The organism is Staphylococcus sp. 510 (genome assembly GCF_057219715.1).
The window spans coordinates 53483-72278 of record NZ_JBXVVK010000009.1 but is presented as its reverse complement, the minus strand read 5'-3'; the positions used below and the strand labels follow the sequence as shown (position 1 = coordinate 72278).

14 protein-coding genes are annotated in these 18796 nt (G+C 33.0%); 12 read left to right on the top strand and 2 right to left on the bottom strand.

What is annotated here, in order from left to right; translation table 11 throughout:
- Window positions 1-77 precede the first annotated feature (77 nt).
- From AC2D8K_RS08390 to ccpA, 10 genes are all read left to right on the top strand, one after another.
- Window positions 78-1154 (top strand): M42 family metallopeptidase, encoded by a 1077-nt coding sequence (locus AC2D8K_RS08390; protein WP_002452166.1) that lies wholly within the window; start codon window positions 78-80, stop codon window positions 1152-1154.
- An 18-nt stretch (window positions 1155-1172) separates the two neighbouring features.
- Window positions 1173-1484: a thioredoxin family protein gene (locus AC2D8K_RS08385; RefSeq protein WP_037552591.1), complete on the top strand. Its 312-nt coding sequence runs from the start codon at window positions 1173-1175 to the stop codon at window positions 1482-1484.
- 99 nt (window positions 1485-1583) lie between these two features.
- Window positions 1584-2444 carry a DUF1444 domain-containing protein gene (locus AC2D8K_RS08380; RefSeq protein WP_002452168.1) on the top strand — a complete coding sequence of 287 codons (861 nt, stop codon included), beginning with the start codon at window positions 1584-1586 and terminating at the stop codon, window positions 2442-2444.
- Between the two features lie 14 nt (window positions 2445-2458).
- Window positions 2459-3061 (top strand): YtpR family tRNA-binding protein, encoded by a 603-nt coding sequence (ytpR, locus tag AC2D8K_RS08375; RefSeq protein WP_002452169.1) that lies wholly within the window; start codon window positions 2459-2461, stop codon window positions 3059-3061.
- A 20-nt stretch (window positions 3062-3081) separates the two neighbouring features.
- Entirely contained in the window at window positions 3082-6930 is a 3849-nt protein-coding gene (locus AC2D8K_RS08370) for a DNA translocase FtsK (protein ID WP_484698469.1), read from the top strand.
- Window positions 6931-6951: 21 nt separating this feature from the next.
- Window positions 6952-8265 (top strand): UDP-N-acetylmuramate--L-alanine ligase, encoded by a 1314-nt coding sequence (murC, locus tag AC2D8K_RS08365; protein WP_484698467.1) that lies wholly within the window; start codon window positions 6952-6954, stop codon window positions 8263-8265.
- Window positions 8266-8339: 74 nt separating this feature from the next.
- On the top strand, window positions 8340-8831 hold the full coding sequence (locus AC2D8K_RS08360; protein WP_484698466.1) for a DUF948 domain-containing protein: 492 nt from the start codon (window positions 8340-8342) through the stop codon (window positions 8829-8831).
- Between the two features lie 77 nt (window positions 8832-8908).
- Window positions 8909-10363, top strand: a complete 1455-nt coding sequence (locus tag AC2D8K_RS08355; protein WP_484698464.1) for a smooth muscle caldesmon — start codon at window positions 8909-8911, stop codon at window positions 10361-10363.
- A 338-nt stretch (window positions 10364-10701) separates the two neighbouring features.
- Window positions 10702-11793 (top strand): bifunctional 3-deoxy-7-phosphoheptulonate synthase/chorismate mutase, encoded by a 1092-nt coding sequence (locus AC2D8K_RS08350; protein ID WP_484698462.1) that lies wholly within the window; start codon window positions 10702-10704, stop codon window positions 11791-11793.
- A gap of 305 nt (window positions 11794-12098) precedes the next feature.
- On the top strand, window positions 12099-13088 hold the full coding sequence (gene ccpA / locus AC2D8K_RS08345; protein ID WP_002452175.1) for a catabolite control protein A: 990 nt from the start codon (window positions 12099-12101) through the stop codon (window positions 13086-13088).
- A 35-nt stretch (window positions 13089-13123) separates the two neighbouring features.
- On the opposite strand, the gene AC2D8K_RS08340 is transcribed toward ccpA, so the two are convergent.
- Both AC2D8K_RS08340 and AC2D8K_RS08335 read right to left on the bottom strand, forming a co-directional pair.
- Entirely contained in the window at window positions 13124-14284 is a 1161-nt protein-coding gene (locus AC2D8K_RS08340; RefSeq protein ID WP_002452176.1) for an acetoin utilization protein AcuC, read from the bottom strand.
- A gap of 21 nt (window positions 14285-14305) precedes the next feature.
- Window positions 14306-14938, bottom strand: coding sequence for a GNAT family N-acetyltransferase (locus tag AC2D8K_RS08335; RefSeq protein ID WP_002452177.1), 633 nt, complete (start codon window positions 14936-14938; stop codon window positions 14306-14308).
- A 172-nt stretch (window positions 14939-15110) separates the two neighbouring features.
- Here AC2D8K_RS08335 and acsA point away from each other — a divergent pair, with 172 nt between their 5' ends.
- Both acsA and AC2D8K_RS08325 read left to right on the top strand, forming a co-directional pair.
- Window positions 15111-16820: an acetate--CoA ligase gene (gene acsA / locus AC2D8K_RS08330; RefSeq protein ID WP_002452178.1), complete on the top strand. Its 1710-nt coding sequence runs from the start codon at window positions 15111-15113 to the stop codon at window positions 16818-16820.
- A gap of 259 nt (window positions 16821-17079) precedes the next feature.
- Window positions 17080-18747, top strand: a complete 1668-nt coding sequence (locus AC2D8K_RS08325; RefSeq protein ID WP_002452179.1) for a formate--tetrahydrofolate ligase — start codon at window positions 17080-17082, stop codon at window positions 18745-18747.
- Window positions 18748-18796: the final 49 nt, after the last annotated feature.

The following is an 18796-nucleotide window of genomic DNA, read 5'->3' as shown; positions in this document are numbered from 1 at the left end:
CTCCCTTTTTCATAATTCATATTATTAGTTTACCATAATGAAGATGATATAATAAGTTATAAGGAGTGAAGCGTTAAATGACTATAAATGAAAGTAAAACAATAGATAGAATACAGCATCTTACTGAATTACATGGTGCGCCAGGTTTTGAAGATGATATTAAAGCATATATGAAAGATCAAATGACGCCATTTGTGGATGAGTTTATAGAAAACAGAATGGGTGGCTTTTTTGGAGTGAAAAAATCATCTATGCCGAATGCAAAACGTGTAATGGTAGCTGCACATATGGATGAAGTTGGTTTTATGATTACACATATTACTGAAAATGGTATGATCCAATTTACAAATCTTGGTGGCGTTGCTAATGATATTTGGCAAGGACAAAGACTCAAAGTAAAAAATCGTAACAACGAAGAAATTACAGGAGTTGTATCTAATATCCCAAAACATTTTAGAACAGGAAACGAAGTTGTTCCACAAATTAGTGATTTAATGTTAGATATTGGTGCGACATCGGCTAATGAAGTGAGACAAAGAGGTATTGAAATAGGCGATACGATTGTACCAGATACTACATTCACTCAATTATCCAAGTATCGATTTAGCGCTAAAGCATGGGATAATCGATATGGTTGTCTCATCGCGATTGAGATATTAGAATTATTGAAAGACATCGAGTTAGATGTAGATTTATATGTTGGGGCAAATGTACAGGAAGAAGTTGGGCTACGTGGTGCTAAAGCATCTGCTGAACTTGTACAACCAGATGTTGCATTTGTAGTTGATTGCTCTCCAGCAAATGATATTAAAGGTCCTAATCAGTTGTCTGGTGCGTTAGGGGAGGGGACATTGATTCGTATTAAAGATGGAACAATGATTCTTAGACCATCATTCAGAGATTATTTACTTCAATTAGTCAATCAATATGATATTCCTCATCAATATTATATGTCTCCAGGCGGAACTGATGGGGGCGAGATTCATAAAGCGAATACAGGAATTCTTACAGCCGTTATAGGTGTCTGTGCACGTTACATTCATAGCACAGATGCTGTATTTGATATTAGAGATTACTTTGCAGCAAGACAACTATTAAATAAAGCAATCGTAAATTTAAATGAAACACAAATTGAAACATTACAATATTATTAACTAACAGGAGTGAAGATGATGTTAAAACTAGAATCAGAACAACAATTTGAAGAATTAAAACAAAACAATACGGTATTTGAATTTACTGCTGATTGGTGTCCAGATTGTAAAGTTATTGAACCTGAATTACCACAATTAGAAGAAAAATATTCCTCGTTTAAATTCGTCTCAGTAGATCGAGATCAATTTATAGATATTTGTATTGATAATGGTATTATGGGAATTCCGAGTTTCTTAGTTTATAGAAATGGTGAATTGTTAGGAAGTTATATTAGTAAAGAAAGAAAATCCATCGAACAAATCGATACATTTTTATCACAATATATTTAATTGATTAGTTGAAAAATATATTTAAAAACCTGTTTTTTTCTGTTACTATCCATTGTTTTATTGTAAACTATTAAGAGGTGCGAAATAGGAGTGTTATAGATGAATGTCTTTCAAATGAGAGATAAAATTAAACAGCGTTTAAACCATTTAGACGTCAATTATAAATTTGATCGTGAAGACGAAACATTAAGAATTTATAGAAAAGACAATCATAAAGGTGTCACAATTAAACTAAATGCTATTGTCGCAAAATATGAAGAAAAAGAAGAAAAAATAGTCGATGAAATTATTTATTATATAGACGAAGCTATTGAACAAATGGCTGATCAAGGGCTTGAACAACTAAAAGATATTCAAATTATGCCAGTAATCCGTGCTACAAGTTTCGACAAGAAGACTAAAGAGGGCAATGCTTTCATTTTTGAACATCACACCGCAGAAACAAATATTTACTATGCATTAGATTTAGGTAAATCTTATCGACTCATAGAAGAGAGTATGTTAGAAACATTAAATATGACAAAGCAACAAGTGAAAGAAATGTCTTTATTCAATGTTAGAAAGTTAAACAATCAATTTAGTACAGATGAAGTTAAGGGTAATATCTTTTATTTTATTAACTCTAATGATGGCTATGATGCAAGTCGTATTTTAAACACATCATTTTTAAATGACATTCAAGATCAATGTGAAGGTGAAATGTTAGTAGCAGTGCCTCATCAAGATGTATTAGTTATTGCGGACATTCGTAATAAAACAGGCTATGATGTTATGGCACATTTAACTATGGAATTTTTCACTAAAGGTCTTGTGCCTATCACGTCACTATCATTTGGTTATGATAAAGGTCATCTTGAACCTATATTCATTTTAGGTAAAAATAATAAACAAAAAAGAGACCCAAACGTGATTCAAAGATTAGAAGCAAATCGTAAAAAATTTAATGATAAAAATAAATAAAAAGGAGAAAAAGTATGAATTTATTTTATAACCCCAAAGGTGTAGGAGACGTTGCTTTCTTACAAATTGAACCTTCAGAAGGTGAATTTAATTATAGAAAAAATAACGATGTTGTAGAAATTACTAAGGAAGATGATAACCAAGTAGTTGGATATAATTTCTTCAATATTTCAAATCACATTCAAATTGAGGGTAATGGTCATATCAAATTAACTGAAGATATTGTGGAACAATTACAACAAATGATAAAAAATAATGGTTTCACATATGAATTGAATGCAGATTTATCACCTAAATTTGTAGTTGGATACGTTGAAACTAAGGAAAAACATCCTGACGCAGACAAATTAAGTGTTCTAAATGTCAATGTGGGGAATGATACATTACAAATTGTTTGTGGTGCTCCAAATGTTGAACAAGGCCAAAAAGTGGTTGTTGCAAAAGTTGGTGCAGTTATGCCAAGCGGTATGGTAATTAAAGATGCAGAACTTAGAGGCGTTGCATCTAGTGGAATGATTTGTTCTATGAAAGAACTCAATTTACCAAATGCACCTAAAGAAAAAGGCATCATGGTATTAGATGATAGTTATGAAATTGGACAAGCATTTTTTGAATAATAAAGGAAGGTAGTGAAAGTATGAGCTGGTTTGATAAATTATTTGGCGAAGATAATGATTCAAATGAAGATATATTGCGCAATAAAAATAAAAGACGCCAGGCAAATCAATCGAATGATACTAATCATGACTCATTACTGCCACAAAATAATGATATCTATCATCGTCCAAAAGGGAAGTTTCGCTTTCCTATGGAAGGTTTTGAATCAGGAAATGCGGAGTCTGAAAACACAACTACTCAAGATGTGTACCAGTCTAATGTCAATCATGATATAGAGGAATTTCGTACTCAAGACAATAAAAGACATCGTCGTAGAAGAAATCATGCCAATGATGATGGTATTGCTGATTCTAGTTATCAATCTAAGGGTTACCAATCTAGAAAGAAAAAAGATTCCAACCCTTATACTACGACATCAACACACCGTCAAATTTCTCCTACATCACTTGGGAGTTCAAGTACGAATAATCATAAAACATCATCCAATACGCAACCTAGAATGAAGTTACAATCAGAGCGATTTAAATCAAACTATAAGACTCAATCTGAGTATACATATCACAAAAGTGATTTTAGAGCATCTGAAGTACCATCTGCTATTTTCGGTACTAAACAAAGACGTCCAATTGAAAATGGTGTTATACCGCCTAAAGATGGTGAGAAAAGTAGCGCACATGTAACGGAAGATAATCGAAGTGATAGTGATAAGTTAAATAGTAATTCAAGAGAGGTTTCATCCGGTTATAAGACACAATCTCAACCTGAAAAACAAAAGTCACAAGAAATAAATCATAATACTTTTAATAATGATTTATCTACAGATGATGAAAATGTAAAAACAACGACTACACCTAATCATTCTAAAAAAGATAATACAATAAATATTAATAATATCTATGCATCACAAATTGTCGAAGAAATTCGTAGAGAACGTGAACGTAAAGTCCTTCAGAAACGTCGATTTAAAAAGGCATTACAAGAAAAGAGACAACAAAATCAAGAATCTAATGAAGATAGTATCCAAAAAGCAATAGATGAAATGTATGCTAAACAAGCTCAGCAATACGTAGGTGATAGTTCATTAGACATTGATGATCAAGAAGAACTTAAAGATAGCACTGAGAATATAAATAGCGATGTAGATAAAAATGTATCAAATGACGCTACTGAATTAGACATAGATAACCAAGAAAAATCTGAACATCACTATAATTACGAAGAAATAAATTTAAGCGATATCACTCAAAGACACGAAGTAAATCATGATGATGTTACGGTTTCTGACGCTGTCAATCACGATTCTGATATTGAAAATGATTCAGCTCAAGGTAGAGATGAGTATGCTTTAACAGATAGTACAGTTGAAGATGGAAAAGTGAATCAAGAATTTGAGTCCAACACGCAAAATTTTGACAGTGGATACAGAGATTTTGAAACGAATGATAACACATCTAAATCACTTAATAACGTTGATGATGCAGATTATCGTGAAATAGATGAAAGTATCCCATCATCAAATCATGTAACTTCAGAACCAATGTCATCGTCACAAGAATTGAGTGAATCTCAACAAAAACCTAATGAGCAACAATGGCAACAAAGAAGCGGACATAATGCTGTTACACAAAGTGTTGATCATGAAACTGAATATGCTAAGAAGCGTAAACGTCAATCCGATATAAAAAGTGAAACATCATCAGAACCAGATAGCGCTTCAGAAAATCAAAGTGACTCAACTGAAAATAATGACGAGACTTCTAATGATAATACAAGTATGTCATCAACTAAGCCAATGGATATGGTAAATTCATCAGAACATCAATATGAGTCAATGAGTCCTTCAGATGATGGTAGTCATCTAGACAGTCTTTCACATCATTCAACATCTGAATCAATACAATCTAGTACTAAAGAACAAGTTGAATCAAATTCTGAAAATACAAGTAGTTCAGATAAACAATCCAACTCACTACAAGCTCAGCAATCTCGTTCACCTAAGAAGCGTGTTACAGGTGGTAAACCGTTTAATGTTGTAATGACACCATCAGATAAAAAGCGAATGATGGATAAGAATAAAGGTAAAAGAGTTAATGTTCCTGAATTAACGCCAGAAGATAAGAAACAAGCAACTCATTCTAGCGAAGATACTAAGTCAACATCATCGTCACATCATACTAGTACATCGGAGCCGTTTTCTAATCAGGAAGCAAGTCATTCTTCTGAAAGTGTTCAAACGAGTCATTCAACACCAATTACTCATTCTGAATCTGAAGATACAGTGACTACAGAAACAAGTCATTCCGATGAAAATCATTCTGTGATAAACAAACAAAATAGTGCATCATATGCTAATGACAGTGATTTCACAAATAATCATCAAGATAATAGTCAAATTGAAATGAATGAACATCATAAGAAACAGACGCCAAATCATTCAGAAGAAACAGAAGTACAAAAGCCTACAATTCGAAAAGGGCCTAATATTAAGCTGCCAAGTTTTGATTTACTTGAAGAACCCGAGCCGCATGAAGTCAATGAAGAATGGATCGATGATAAGAAACAAGAATTAAACGATGCATTATATTACTTCAATGTGCCAGCTGAAGTGCAAAATGTCACTGAAGGTCCAAGTGTGACACGCTTTGAACTGTCAGTTGAAAAAGGTGTAAAAGTATCAAGAATTACTGCATTACAAGATGATATTAAAATGGCGCTAGCTGCCAAAGATATTCGTATTGAAGCACCAATACCAGGAACAAGCCTTGTTGGTATTGAAGTGCCTAATCAAAACCCAGCTAAAGTGAATTTGAGATCAATTGTAGATTCAGAACAATTTAAAAACGCAGAATCTAAATTAACAGTAGCCATGGGATATCGAATTAACAATGAGCCATTGTTAATGGATATAGCGAAAACGCCACATGCCTTGATTGCAGGTGCTACTGGTTCAGGTAAATCTGTATGTATTAATAGTATCTTGATGTCCTTACTGTATAAAAATCACCCAGAAGAATTGAGACTATTATTAATTGATCCAAAAATGGTGGAATTAGCACCGTATAATGATTTACCTCATCTAGTATCACCCGTTATTACAGATGTTAAAGCTGCCACTCAAAGTTTAAAATGGGCAGTTGAAGAAATGGAACGCAGATATAAATTATTTGCGCAATATCATGTGAGAAATATTACTGCATTTAATAAAAAAGCATCTTATGAACAAAGAATGCCTAAAATTGTTATTGTAATAGATGAATTAGCCGACTTAATGATGATGGCACCACAAGAAGTTGAACAATCCATAGCACGAATTGCTCAGAAAGCGCGCGCATGTGGTATTCACATGTTAGTAGCCACTCAACGTCCATCAGTAAATGTCATTACAGGATTAATAAAAGCTAATATTCCAACTAGAATTGCATTTATGGTATCATCTAGTGTAGATTCTAGAACTATACTTGATAGCGGTGGTGCAGAACGTCTATTAGGATATGGTGACATGCTATATCTAGGAGGCGGTATGAATAAACCAATCCGTGTTCAAGGTACATTTGTCTCAGATGAAGAAATAGATGACGTTGTAGATTTCATTAAACAACAACGTGAACCAGAGTATTTATTTGAAGAAAAGGAATTATTAAAGAAAACACAAACTCAAGCACAGGACGATCTATTTGATGATGTGTGTGAGTTCATGATTAATGAAGGACATATATCTACTTCATTAGTACAAAGACATTTCCAAATTGGGTATAATAGAGCAGCGAGAATCATAGATCAGTTAGAACAATTGGGATATATCTCTGGAGCTAACGGTTCTAAACCTAGAGATGTTTATATTACTGAGGCGGATTTAAATCAAGATTAAAATTTAGTAAGGAGTTTTATAATGACACACTATCATTTTGTCGGTATTAAGGGTTCCGGCATGAGTTCATTAGCACAAATTATGCATGATCTTGGACATGAGGTGCAAGGCTCAGATATTGAAACTTATGTATTCACTGAAGTTGCTCTAAGAAACAAAGGCATAACAATTCTACCGTTCGATGCGAATAATATAAAAGAAGACATGGTGATTATTCAAGGGAATGCTTTTCCTGATAGTCATGAAGAAATTGTTAAAGCACATCAACTTAAATTAGATGTGATTAGATACCATGATTTTCTTGGACATGTAATTAATCAATACACATCTGTCGCTGTTACAGGTGCACATGGTAAAACATCTACAACTGGTTTACTATCACATGTTATGAATGGTGATAAAAAGACATCATTCTTAATTGGTGATGGTACTGGAATGGGATTGCCTGGTAGTGATTATTTTGCATTTGAAGCATGTGAATATCGTAGACATTTTTTAAGTTATGATCCTGACTATGCAATTATGACGAATATTGATTTCGACCACCCAGATTACTTCAAAGATGTTGATGATGTATTTGATGCATTCCAAGAAATGGCTCATAATGTTAAAAAAGCAATTATTGCATGGGGTGACGATGAACACCTTAGAAAATTAGAAGCAGATGTGCCTATTTATTATTATGGATTTAATGAAACAGACGATGTATATGCTAAAAATATTCAAATTACAGAACAAGGTTCTCAATTTGACGTTTACATCAATGGTGAATTCTATGGTCAATTCCTATCACCACAATATGGTGACCATAACATCTTAAATACATTAGCGGTTGTTACGATTAGTTATCTTGAAAAAATGAATGTTGATAATATTAAAGAGGCATTAGAAACATTTGGTGGTGTAAAACGTCGTTTTAATGAAACAAAAGTATCAAATCAAGTATTAGTAGACGATTATGCTCACCATCCAAGAGAAATTAATGCTACAATTGAAACAGCTCGAAAAAAATATCCACAAAAAGAAGTTATTGCAGTATTCCAACCACATACATTTTCTAGAACTCAAGCATTTTTAGAAGAATTTGCAACGAGTTTAAGTGCAGCTGATCATGTTTTCTTATGTGAAATTTTTGGATCTATAAGAGAAAATACTGGTGAATTAACAATACAAGATTTAATTAACCGTATTGATGGTTCAGAATTAATTGATGAAAGTGGTATTGATGTATTAGAAAAATTTGAAAATGCAGTTATCTTATTTATGGGCGCTGGTGACATTCAAAAAATGCAAAAAGCGTATTTAAATAAAATTGGTGTAAAAAAAGATTTCTAATATGTTTATAATGATTTCTCAAGGGTATTAAATATTAATGAATTTTATAATTAGGTATTTAGGAGGCGTTTTTAATGGATTGGATTTTACCAATTGCCGGAATTATCGCTGCGATAGCGTTCTTAATTTTATGTATCGGTATCGTTGTAGTGTTAATTTCTGTTAAGAAAAATTTAGATCACGTGGCTAAAACACTAGATGGTGTTGAAGGTCAAGTACAAGGTATTACAAGAGAATCTACGGACTTACTTCACAAAGTAAACCGTTTAACTGAAGACATTCAAGGTAAAGTTGATCGTTTGAATTCTGTAGTTGATGCTGTTAAAGGTATCGGTGACTCAGTTCAAACATTAAACGGTTCAGTTGACCGTGTAACTAACTCAATTACGCACAATGTTTCTCAAAACGAAGATAAAATTTCTCAAGTAGTACAATGGTCAAATGTAGCAATGGAAATTGCTGACAAATGGCAAAATAGACACTACCGTCGAGGAAGTGCAAATTACAAAGCAAACACAGTAACAAATGATACAGATCATAGTTACACTACTCGTGTTGATAAATAATTAATAAGAATGAACTAAATGCACTTAAATGAGGTTGTTACTTGTTTAAGTGCATTTGTTATAGGGAGGAATAAATCATGGAACACTATAATCGTGATGATTTTGAAAGAAATAATACTGGAAATGATTTATACAGCCGACATACTCGTATAAATGATCAAACACCACAACGTAAAGATTTCGTAGTTAGCTTTATTACAGGAGCAATTGTAGGGTCTGCTTTAGGTTTATACTATAAGATGAAAGTCTTTGAAAAAGCAGATCAAGCTATTGCAAAAGAAAAAGAATTACGTGAAAAAGCGTTAAATTATAAATCACAAGCTGAACATCATATTGAAACTGTTAAAACACGAGTAGAAAACTTTAGAAATAAATCTAATAATGGTGTTACTTCTGATGAATTATCTGCTCAAAAAGTAGCGATTCAAAGAGAAGTAAGTGATAATAATCTAGCAGACCAATCTCCAGAAGCGAGAGAGATTCAAGAAGCAAAATTAGAAGCTGATGCTCATTCTAAAGTTGGTGCGAGTGCGACTGAATTAGCAGCACAACAAAATGCAATCAAATCTGAAACAAATCATGACCAATTAGCAGATCAATCACCACAAGCGCGTGAAATTCAAGATGCAAAAGTTGAAGCTAAGCGTAATGATCAACAAACTGCAACACCTTCATCAAAGGAACTTGCAGCACAACAGAATGCGATTCAAGCAGAATCGAATCATGACACATTAGCAGATCAATCACCACAGGCAAAAGAAATCCAGGAAGCAAAAGCTGAAGCTAAAAGTACTCAAGTAGATTCTAATATTGACAATAATAAGCATGTTTCTGATAAAGAAATTGCAATGGCACAATCTGCTATTAAAGAAGAATCATCGTTATCAGATCCATCTCAAACTAAAGATAAAGCAGCTCAAACATCTAGTGCTGATAAATTAGCTAGTGCAGCTCACACAAAGAAACAAAAAATGAACAATGATTCACAAGTATTATCAGATACTAGCGATTTAACTAAAGAACAAGACGTAGCTAAAAGCAACAAACAAACTACACCAAACTTATTAAATCAATCAAATCATAATGCATCAAAAGCAAATGATGGTTCATTTGCTAATAGATTAGCTACAGCAGCCAAAGAAAAACAAGCGAAGTTAACTAAAGGTTCTAAAGAATCACAATTAACAAACGCTTTATTAGCAGAGGCACCTATTGCAAAATCTAAAATGACAAAAGTGCCTAACTTAGTGACTAAATCTTCAACGAATGAAACAAAAGGTAATAATGTTAGTCAAACAACTAATCAACAACCTTCAAAAAAACAAAATAAAGCACAATTTGACAAAGGTGTCGTAACACGTCAAAATAATCAATCAACTAAATCAAATAACAAAACTAAGACCCAAACAAAATCGTCTAAACAATCAACAAAAACACCTAGTCAAAATAAAAACCAAAAGCAACAAGGTAAAAAACAACAAAAAGTAGAAAAAACGACTAGCAAAATTGAAAAACGTACCTTCAATGACTAATTGGTTTGTATTTAATATCAGTTAATATTATGATATAAATATAAGCACTCATTGATTAGTATTTGATTTTTAAAGTGAAATTAAATGTATCATTTTAGAGTGGGACCCATCATTTATTCAATATCAGGATAGATGACGTTCTGCTCTTTTTATTTTAGAAAAATTAAAGTCACATCGCTTTAGAATATTAGTATATTTTTAGAAAATTTAATCAATTCTAACAATTAGAGCTTGAACTATAAAATGTTAATTGTTAGAATGATTCGTAAATACATTTAATTTATCGCTTTAAAGTGATACATATAAATGTGCAACTATTAGATAGAGGTGAAGTAGCTATGAGTAATAAATTAGAAACGTACAGACAAAAAATTGTTTCCCTTAACGATCAAATTTTAGAATTGCTATCCCGTCGAGGCGAATTAGCACAAAAAATTGGTGAAGAAAAAATCAAGCAAGGAACACGAGTATATGATCCACAACGTGAAAAAGAAATGATTAATGATCTTTTAGATAAAAATAAAGGGCCATTCAACGACAATGTTATTAAACAATTATTTAAAGAAATTTTTAAAGCCTCTACAGACTTACAAAAATCAGAAAATGAAAAGCATTTATACGTATCTCGTAAATTAAAACCTGAAGATACAATTGTTCATTTTGACAATGGTGGCATGTTCGGAGAAGGACATAAATCTTTTGTATTCGGACCATGTTCAGTTGAATCACAAGAGCAAGTAGATGCTGTAGCAGCAGATTTGCAAGCTAAAGGTGAAAAGTTCATTCGTGGAGGGGCATTTAAACCTCGTACATCACCATACGATTTCCAAGGTTTAGGTGTTGAAGGACTTAAGATCTTAAAAAATGTTAAAGATAAGTTTAATTTAAATGTCATTAGTGAAATCGTGAATCCAAATGACTTTGAAATTGCTGACGAATATCTTGATGTTTTCCAAATTGGTGCACGTAACATGCAAAACTTTGAATTATTAAAAGAAGCTGGTCGTACAAATAAACCAATTCTTTTAAAACGTGGATTATCAGCAACGATAGAAGAATTCACATATGCTGCAGAATACATTGCCTCTCAAGGTAATAGAAATATTATTCTGTGTGAACGTGGTATTAGAACATATGAAAAAGCGACTAGAAATACATTAGATATTTCTGCAGTACCTATTTTAAAACAAGGGACACATTTACCAGTTATGGTTGATGTAACACATAGTACAGGTCGTAAAGATATTATGTTACCAACAGCAAAAGCAGCATTAGCGGTTGGCGCTGATGGCGTTATGGCTGAGGTGCATCCAGATCCTTCAGTGGCTTTAAGTGATGCAGGCCAACAAATGGATTTAAATGAATTCAATGAATTCTATAAAGAATTAAAACCTTTAGCTGACTTATATAATGATAAAAAACTAAAATAAAGCAAAAAGAGGTTGGGATATAGTTTTGCTGTTGGGACGATGTTAATCGGTTTCCCAGAGTAGAAACATTATATCTCAACCTCTTCTTTATGTATAATATTATTATCATTACTATATTAAGTTTTGACAGTGTTTCTAGTCCTTGAAATGACGTAATTCAATAAATGAGTAATGATACTTAAAATCTGACAGAAATGTGAACGTCAAAACAAATTTATTTCACTGAATCTCCAAATATGGTAAACTTTGAAAATAATATGAAAACATGATACCAAAGTGTATAAAGCGCTTTCAAGGAGGATACTATGACTGTAACAATATATGATGTAGCTAGAGAAGCTAGAGTGTCGATGGCAACGGTTTCTCGTGTAGTTAACGGAAATCAAAATGTTAAACCAGAAACTAGAAATAAGGTAAACGAAGTTATAAAAAAATTAAACTATCGACCTAATGCTGTTGCACGTGGACTAGCAAGTAAACGTACAACAACTGTAGGTGTAATTATCCCAGATATTTCTAATGTTTATTATTCTCAACTTGCTCGTGGCTTAGAAGATATTGCAACGATGTACAAATATCATTCTATTATTTCAAATTCTGATAATGATTCAGAAAAAGAAAAAGAGATATTTAATAACCTTTTAAGTAAACAAGTTGATGGCATTATTTTCTTAGGTGGTACAATTTCAGAGGAAATCAAAGAGCTCATCAATCAATCTTCAGTTCCAGTTGTTGTATCAGGTACAAATGGTAAAGATGACCATGTTGCATCTGTAAATATTGATTTTGAAAAAGCAGCTGAAGAAGTTACGCAACAACTTATAGAACAAGGTGCTAAGTCATTTGCATTAGTAGGTGGCGATTACTCTAAAAAGGCACAAGAAGACGTACTTTCAGGCTTAAATAAAGTATTATCTAAAAATCAATTACAATTAGATGATTCACTTCATTTATCAGGAGCTGAAAGCTACAAAGAAGGTATGAAAGTCTTTGATAAAATTAAAGATAATCTACCTGATGCCGTTTTATCAATTAGTGATGAACAAGCGATAGGTATTTTACATGGTGCACTAGATGCAGGTATTAAAGTACCTGAAGAATTACAAATTGTAAGTTTCAATAATACGCGTTTAGTTGAAATGGTTCGACCACAATTATCTAGTGTGATTCAACCATTATATGACATCGGTGCTGTTGGTATGAGATTACTAACGAAATATATGAACGAAGAAGAAATTGATGAACCAAACGTGATTCTACCACATAGAATTGAATATAGAGGAACAACTAAATAATTAAAAATAGAGCACACCGTTTATGCGGTGTGCTTTTAATTTGAAAGGTCATACCAACTGGCAACTAATTTTGAAATACGTCTATTTTTTTCTGAAATTTCAGTAGTGCGTGGAATATAAGTATAGTCATTTAAACGGTCTTCCCATCTTTTAGGTAATGTAACTGAGCTATAATGCTTCCATTTATTAATCCAGTTTAGAGGTAAATAGCCTTGTTGAATCGGTTCATTAATTAAACTTAAATATAAATGACTCCATGCGCGTGGAACAACACGCCATAAATTATAACCACCGCCACCAAACATAATTATTCTATTTTCTGTATACTTTTCAGCTAAATCTTTAATTATATATGGCAGTTGATATAACGAACTTAAGGTACAATTCATGTGTGTTAATGGGTCTCTATAATGGATATCCACGCCATTAACACTTAAGATAATATCGGGTTTGAATGCAGCAATAACAGGTTCAACTGTTGATTTGAATGATTCTAGAAATGATTTATCTTCTGTATAGGGTTCTAATGGTACATTGACTGTATAACCATATCCTATATCTTCACCACGTTCAGTATAATGACCTGATCCTGGAAATAAAAATTTACCTGTTTCATGAATAGAATAAGTTAAAACATCATTACTAGTATAAAAACTCCATTGAGTTCCATCTCCATGGTGTGCATCTGTATCTATTATCATCACACGTTGATTATAATGATGAACGAGATATTGAGCTGTAATAGCGACATCGTTATAAATACAAAATCCATTTGCTCGGCCTGCTAAGGCATGGTGTAAGCCGCCGCCTAAATGACAACCATTGATATAAGTACCATCCATTATTTTATCTGCTAAATTGAGCGCACCACCGACAATTCGTGCACAATGTCGATGCATATGCCTAAATGGTACAGTATCTTCATTAAATCCATATTTTTTGGCTTCTTCAGCACTTAATATACCATGAGATGCATGTTTGATGGCTTGTATATAATCATATTTATGAATCAAACCAATTTCATCATCTGTCGCAATTCTTGGTTCTAAAATATTTTCATTTGTTAAAAATTGTGCATCTAACAACAACTCAGTCGTTAATTTTAAACGCATTTGATTGAAAGGATGCTCGTTATTAAATCTATATTTTAAAATATCATCTGAATATACATAACCTGTTCTATTTTTAGTATTCATAAGCTCATCTCTTTCAAACAACTAATAGAAGAAGCGGTTTTGAAATCTAATATCATCAAATGCATGTTGTTGATCCAAAGTAATACGTTTACCAATTCTTGCCATTAAACAATTAGCGGGGTGACTGGTAATTTCAGGATCATCAGTAGCAAACACTTCTAGATCACCTTTTTGCATTAACTTCTGCATGAGTCGTTTATATTCGAATACGTCTAATTGTGCATATTTCAAATCCCAATGCCAATAATATTCAGTAGTAAGTACAATAAAATCTTCAAACTCGTCTCCAGAGAGACTAAGTTGTATTAATCGACCACCTAGATGTAGGTGTCGATAACTTTTACTTAATTCGATTGCACCGAGTTCTAATAAATAGGGGAGATGCCCAGTAGACCATCTTTCGAGCTCATCTGGATAATGATAGGTAACGTAACCAATAATATGTTGCTCTAGTCGTATTACATATACTCTACCTTCTGGTAATGTAGTAATTTCTAACAATGCATCGTATTGTTCTTTAGAAGATCGAAAAGCATTAAGACCTTCGTCGAAAGTAAGCGTTTTCAAAAAAGAGTGTGAAACAGGGCCTTCGATTTTGTATTTAACATCGTCAATTTCGATATTGTCTGTAACATAAGTTTTAATATGTTTCATTTTTTCACATCCTCATCAAATAGCCTCAAAACCTTTCTGTTATTATACTTATTTTCTTGTAATATAACAAAAATATTGTGATTAATAAATAAATGTTTTGAATAATGTGACAATTATATGTATAATTCATTTTAAAGAAAGCGATTACATAAAGTTGAAGGGGGATTTTCTTATGAAAGTTGAAGTTTATCAAAGCGAACCTGGAAATTATAACATGCAAGATTATGAGCAAACGTACAAAGATTTTGATTGGAAGAGCGTTGAGCAAGCCTTTTCTTGGAGTAAAACAGGTAAAATCAATATGGCATATGAATGTATCGATAGACATGTTGATGAAGGTAAAGGAGACAAAATTGCGCTCAATTATAAAGACGATCAACGTCATGAATCATATACGTTCGAAGATATGAAAAAATACTCAAATAAGGCAGCTAATGTATTAAAAAATGAAGCTGATGTTAAAAAAGGGGATAGAGTATTTATCTTTATGTCAAGAACGCCAGAATTGTATTTCGCTTTCTTAGGAATTTTAAAAATTGGTGCAATCGTTGGACCTTTATTTGAAGCATTTATGGAAAAAGCTGTTGCGGATCGCTTAGAAAATAGTGAAGCAAAAGTAATCATTACTAATAAAGCACTGTTGCCTAGAATCCCGAAAGATAAATTACCGCATTTAGAGAAAATTGTTGTTGTTGATAATGATGTTGAAGAAGGTTATGTAGATTTTAATCGTTCATTTAAAGAAGCAAGTGAAGATTTTGATATTGAATGGTTAAATGAAGATGATGGCCTTATTTTACATTATACATCTGGGTCTACAGGACAACCTAAAGGTGTATTACATGTCCAAAAAGCCATGTTAGTACATTATATTTCAGGTAAATATGTTTTAGACTTACAAGATGATGATGTGTATTGGTGTACAGCAGATCCCGGTTGGGTAACTGGTACGTCATATGGTGTTTTTGCACCTTGGTTAAATGGTGTGACAAATTGTATTGTTGGCGGACGTTTCTCTCCAGAACAATGGTATAAAATGATTCAAGACTTTAAAGTGACAGTGTGGTATACAGCGCCAACTGCATTAAGAATGTTAATGAGTGCTGGTGATGATGTTGTAGATAAATATGATTTATCATCACTGCGTTCAATTTTATCTGTTGGTGAACCGTTAAATCCTGAAGTGATTAAATGGTCTAAAGATGTATTCCATAAACGTGTGTTAGATACTTGGTGGATGACAGAAACAGGTGGACACATGATTGTTAACTATCCAGCTATGGCTATTAAATTAGGTTCAATGGGTAAACCACTACCAGGTATTGAAGCAGCAATTGTTGATGATGAAGGTAATGAGTTACCTCCAAATCGTATGGGTAACCTAGCCATTAAAAAAGGATGGCCTTCAATGATGCATGCAATCTGGAAAAATCCAGAAAAATATGATTCATACTTTATTGATGATTGGTATGTTTCAGGAGACTCTGCTTATAAAGATGAAGATGGTTACTACTGGTTCCAAGGTAGAGTTGATGATGTCATTATGACAGCTGGTGAACGTGTCGGTCCATTCGAAGTAGAATCTAAATTAGTTGAACATGAAGCTGTTGCTGAAGCAGGTGTTATTGGTAAGCCTGATCCAGTACGAGGTGAAATCATTAAAGCGTTTGTAGCTTTAAGAGAAGGTTATGAACCATCAGATGAATTAAAACAAAGTATTAAACAATTTGTTAAAGAAGGATTATCAGCACATTCAGCACCTCGAGAAATTGAATTTAAAGACAAATTACCTAAAACACGTTCTGGTAAAATTATGCGCCGTGTATTAAAAGCTTGGGAGTTAGATTTAGATGCAGGTGATTTAAGTACAATGGAAGATTAGATGATTGATTAAGTAGTATTAGCAAAATAACTATTTCCATACATTAACGATTAAGATAAATATGATTGAGTTTAGTTTTTCTAGACTCAATCATATTTTTTGAATATTTCTGATAATAGTAATGTAAACGTTATCAAATATTCGACATCATTGATTGAGTCGGTTATTATTAAAGTTGTAAGAGAATGAGAGTCATTACATATCAAACATTCTTACACTTATTTTTCTATTTATATTATTTACAAGGGGTTGAAATAAGTTGGCACATTTATCAGATTTAGAAATTGCGAATCAATCAAAAATTAGACCTATTAGTGAAATAGCTAAAGAAGCAGGGATTCCAGCAGAAGCCTTAGAGCAATATGGACATTACAAAGCTAAAATTGATATTAACCAAATAAAACCTAAAGATAATAAGGGTAAAGTTGTATTAGTAACAGCAATGAGTCCAACACCAGCAGGGGAAGGTAAATCGACAGTTACAGTTGGTTTATCAGATGCATTTCATGAATTAAAAAAGAATGTCATGGTAGCATTACGTGAACCAGCGTTAGGACCAACATTTGGTATAAAAGGTGGCGCTACTGGTGGTGGATATGCACAAGTATTACCAATGGAAGATATCAATTTACACTTTAACGGTGACTTCCATGCGATTACTACAGCGAATAATGCATTATCAGCATTTATCGATAACCACTTACATCAAGGTAATGAATTAGGCATTGATCAACGTCGTATTGAATGGAAACGTGTATTAGATATGAACGATCGTGCTTTACGTCATGTTAACGTTGGACTAGGTGGTCCAACTAACGGTGTACCACGTGAAGATGGCTTTAATATTACAGTTGCATCTGAAATTATGGCTATCTTATGTCTTAGCCGAAGCATTAAAGACTTAAGAGAAAAAATTAGTAAAATCACAATCGGTTATACACGTGATCGTAAGCCTGTGACTGTTGCTGATTTAAAAGTTGAAGGTGCTTTAGCAATGATTTTAAAAGATGCTATTAAGCCAAACTTAGTACAATCAATTGAAGGAACACCAGCACTTGTACACGGTGGACCATTCGCTAATATCGCTCATGGATGTAATTCAATTTTAGCGACAGAAACTGCACGTGAATTAGCTGATATTGTGGTTACTGAAGCAGGATTCGGTTCTGATTTAGGAGCTGAAAAATTCATGGATATCAAAGCACGTGAAGCAGGTTTCGAACCATCAGCAGTTGTAGTGGTAGCAACTGTGCGTGCCTTAAAAATGCATGGTGGCGTTGCGAAAGATAATTTAAAAGAAGAGAATGTGGATGCTGTTAAAGCAGGTATCGTTAACTTAGAACGTCATGTAAATAATATTAAGAAGTTTGGTGTTGAACCAGTTGTAGCTATCAATGCATTTATTCACGATACAGATGCAGAAATTGAGTTTGTTAAATCATGGGCCAAAGAAAATGGCGTGAGAATTGCATTGACTGAAGTTTGGGAAAAAGGTGGTAAAGGTGGCGTTGATCTAGCTAATGAAGTATTAGAAGTCATTGATCAACCTCAAAACTTCAAACCACTTTATGAATTAAATCAACCTTTAGAAGATAAAATTGAAACAATCGTTAAAGAAATCTACGGTGGTTCAAAAGTAACATTCTCAAGTAAGGCTCAAAAACAATTAAAACAATTTAAAGACAATGGTTGGGACCATTATCCAATTTGTATGGCTAAAACGCAATACTCATTTAGCGATGATCAAACAGCCTTAGGTGCACCTAGTGATTTTGAAATTACGATTCGTGAATTAGAAGCGAAAACAGGTGCAGGATTTATAGTTGCATTAACAGGTGCAATTATGACAATGCCTGGCTTACCTAAAAAACCAGCAGCATTAAATATGGATGTTACAGATGATGGACATGCAGTAGGCTTATTCTAAATTTAATTAACAAACCCGGTAATGTATTGATCATTACCGGGTATTTATG

What these genes read in the sequence shown, in the direction of transcription:
- AC2D8K_RS08370 (WP_484698469.1), top strand. Translation starts at nt 3,082, where the DNA reads ATGAGCTGGTTTGATAAATTATTTGGCGAAGATAATGATTCAAATGAA.
- murC (WP_484698467.1), top strand. Translation starts at nt 6,952, where the DNA reads ATGACACACTATCATTTTGTCGGTATTAAGGGTTCCGGCATGAGTTCA.
- ytpR (WP_002452169.1), top strand. Translation starts at nt 2,459, where the DNA reads ATGAATTTATTTTATAACCCCAAAGGTGTAGGAGACGTTGCTTTCTTA.
- acsA (WP_002452178.1), top strand. Translation starts at nt 15,111, where the DNA reads ATGAAAGTTGAAGTTTATCAAAGCGAACCTGGAAATTATAACATGCAA.
- AC2D8K_RS08385 (WP_037552591.1), top strand. Translation starts at nt 1,173, where the DNA reads ATGTTAAAACTAGAATCAGAACAACAATTTGAAGAATTAAAACAAAAC.
- AC2D8K_RS08335 (WP_002452177.1), bottom strand. Translation starts at nt 14,938, where the DNA reads ATGAAACATATTAAAACTTATGTTACAGACAATATCGAAATTGACGAT.
- AC2D8K_RS08390 (WP_002452166.1), top strand. Translation starts at nt 78, where the DNA reads ATGACTATAAATGAAAGTAAAACAATAGATAGAATACAGCATCTTACT.
- ccpA (WP_002452175.1), top strand. Translation starts at nt 12,099, where the DNA reads ATGACTGTAACAATATATGATGTAGCTAGAGAAGCTAGAGTGTCGATG.
- AC2D8K_RS08350 (WP_484698462.1), top strand. Translation starts at nt 10,702, where the DNA reads ATGAGTAATAAATTAGAAACGTACAGACAAAAAATTGTTTCCCTTAAC.
- AC2D8K_RS08355 (WP_484698464.1), top strand. Translation starts at nt 8,909, where the DNA reads ATGGAACACTATAATCGTGATGATTTTGAAAGAAATAATACTGGAAAT.
- AC2D8K_RS08380 (WP_002452168.1), top strand. Translation starts at nt 1,584, where the DNA reads ATGAATGTCTTTCAAATGAGAGATAAAATTAAACAGCGTTTAAACCAT.
- AC2D8K_RS08360 (WP_484698466.1), top strand. Translation starts at nt 8,340, where the DNA reads ATGGATTGGATTTTACCAATTGCCGGAATTATCGCTGCGATAGCGTTC.
- AC2D8K_RS08340 (WP_002452176.1), bottom strand. Translation starts at nt 14,284, where the DNA reads ATGAATACTAAAAATAGAACAGGTTATGTATATTCAGATGATATTTTA.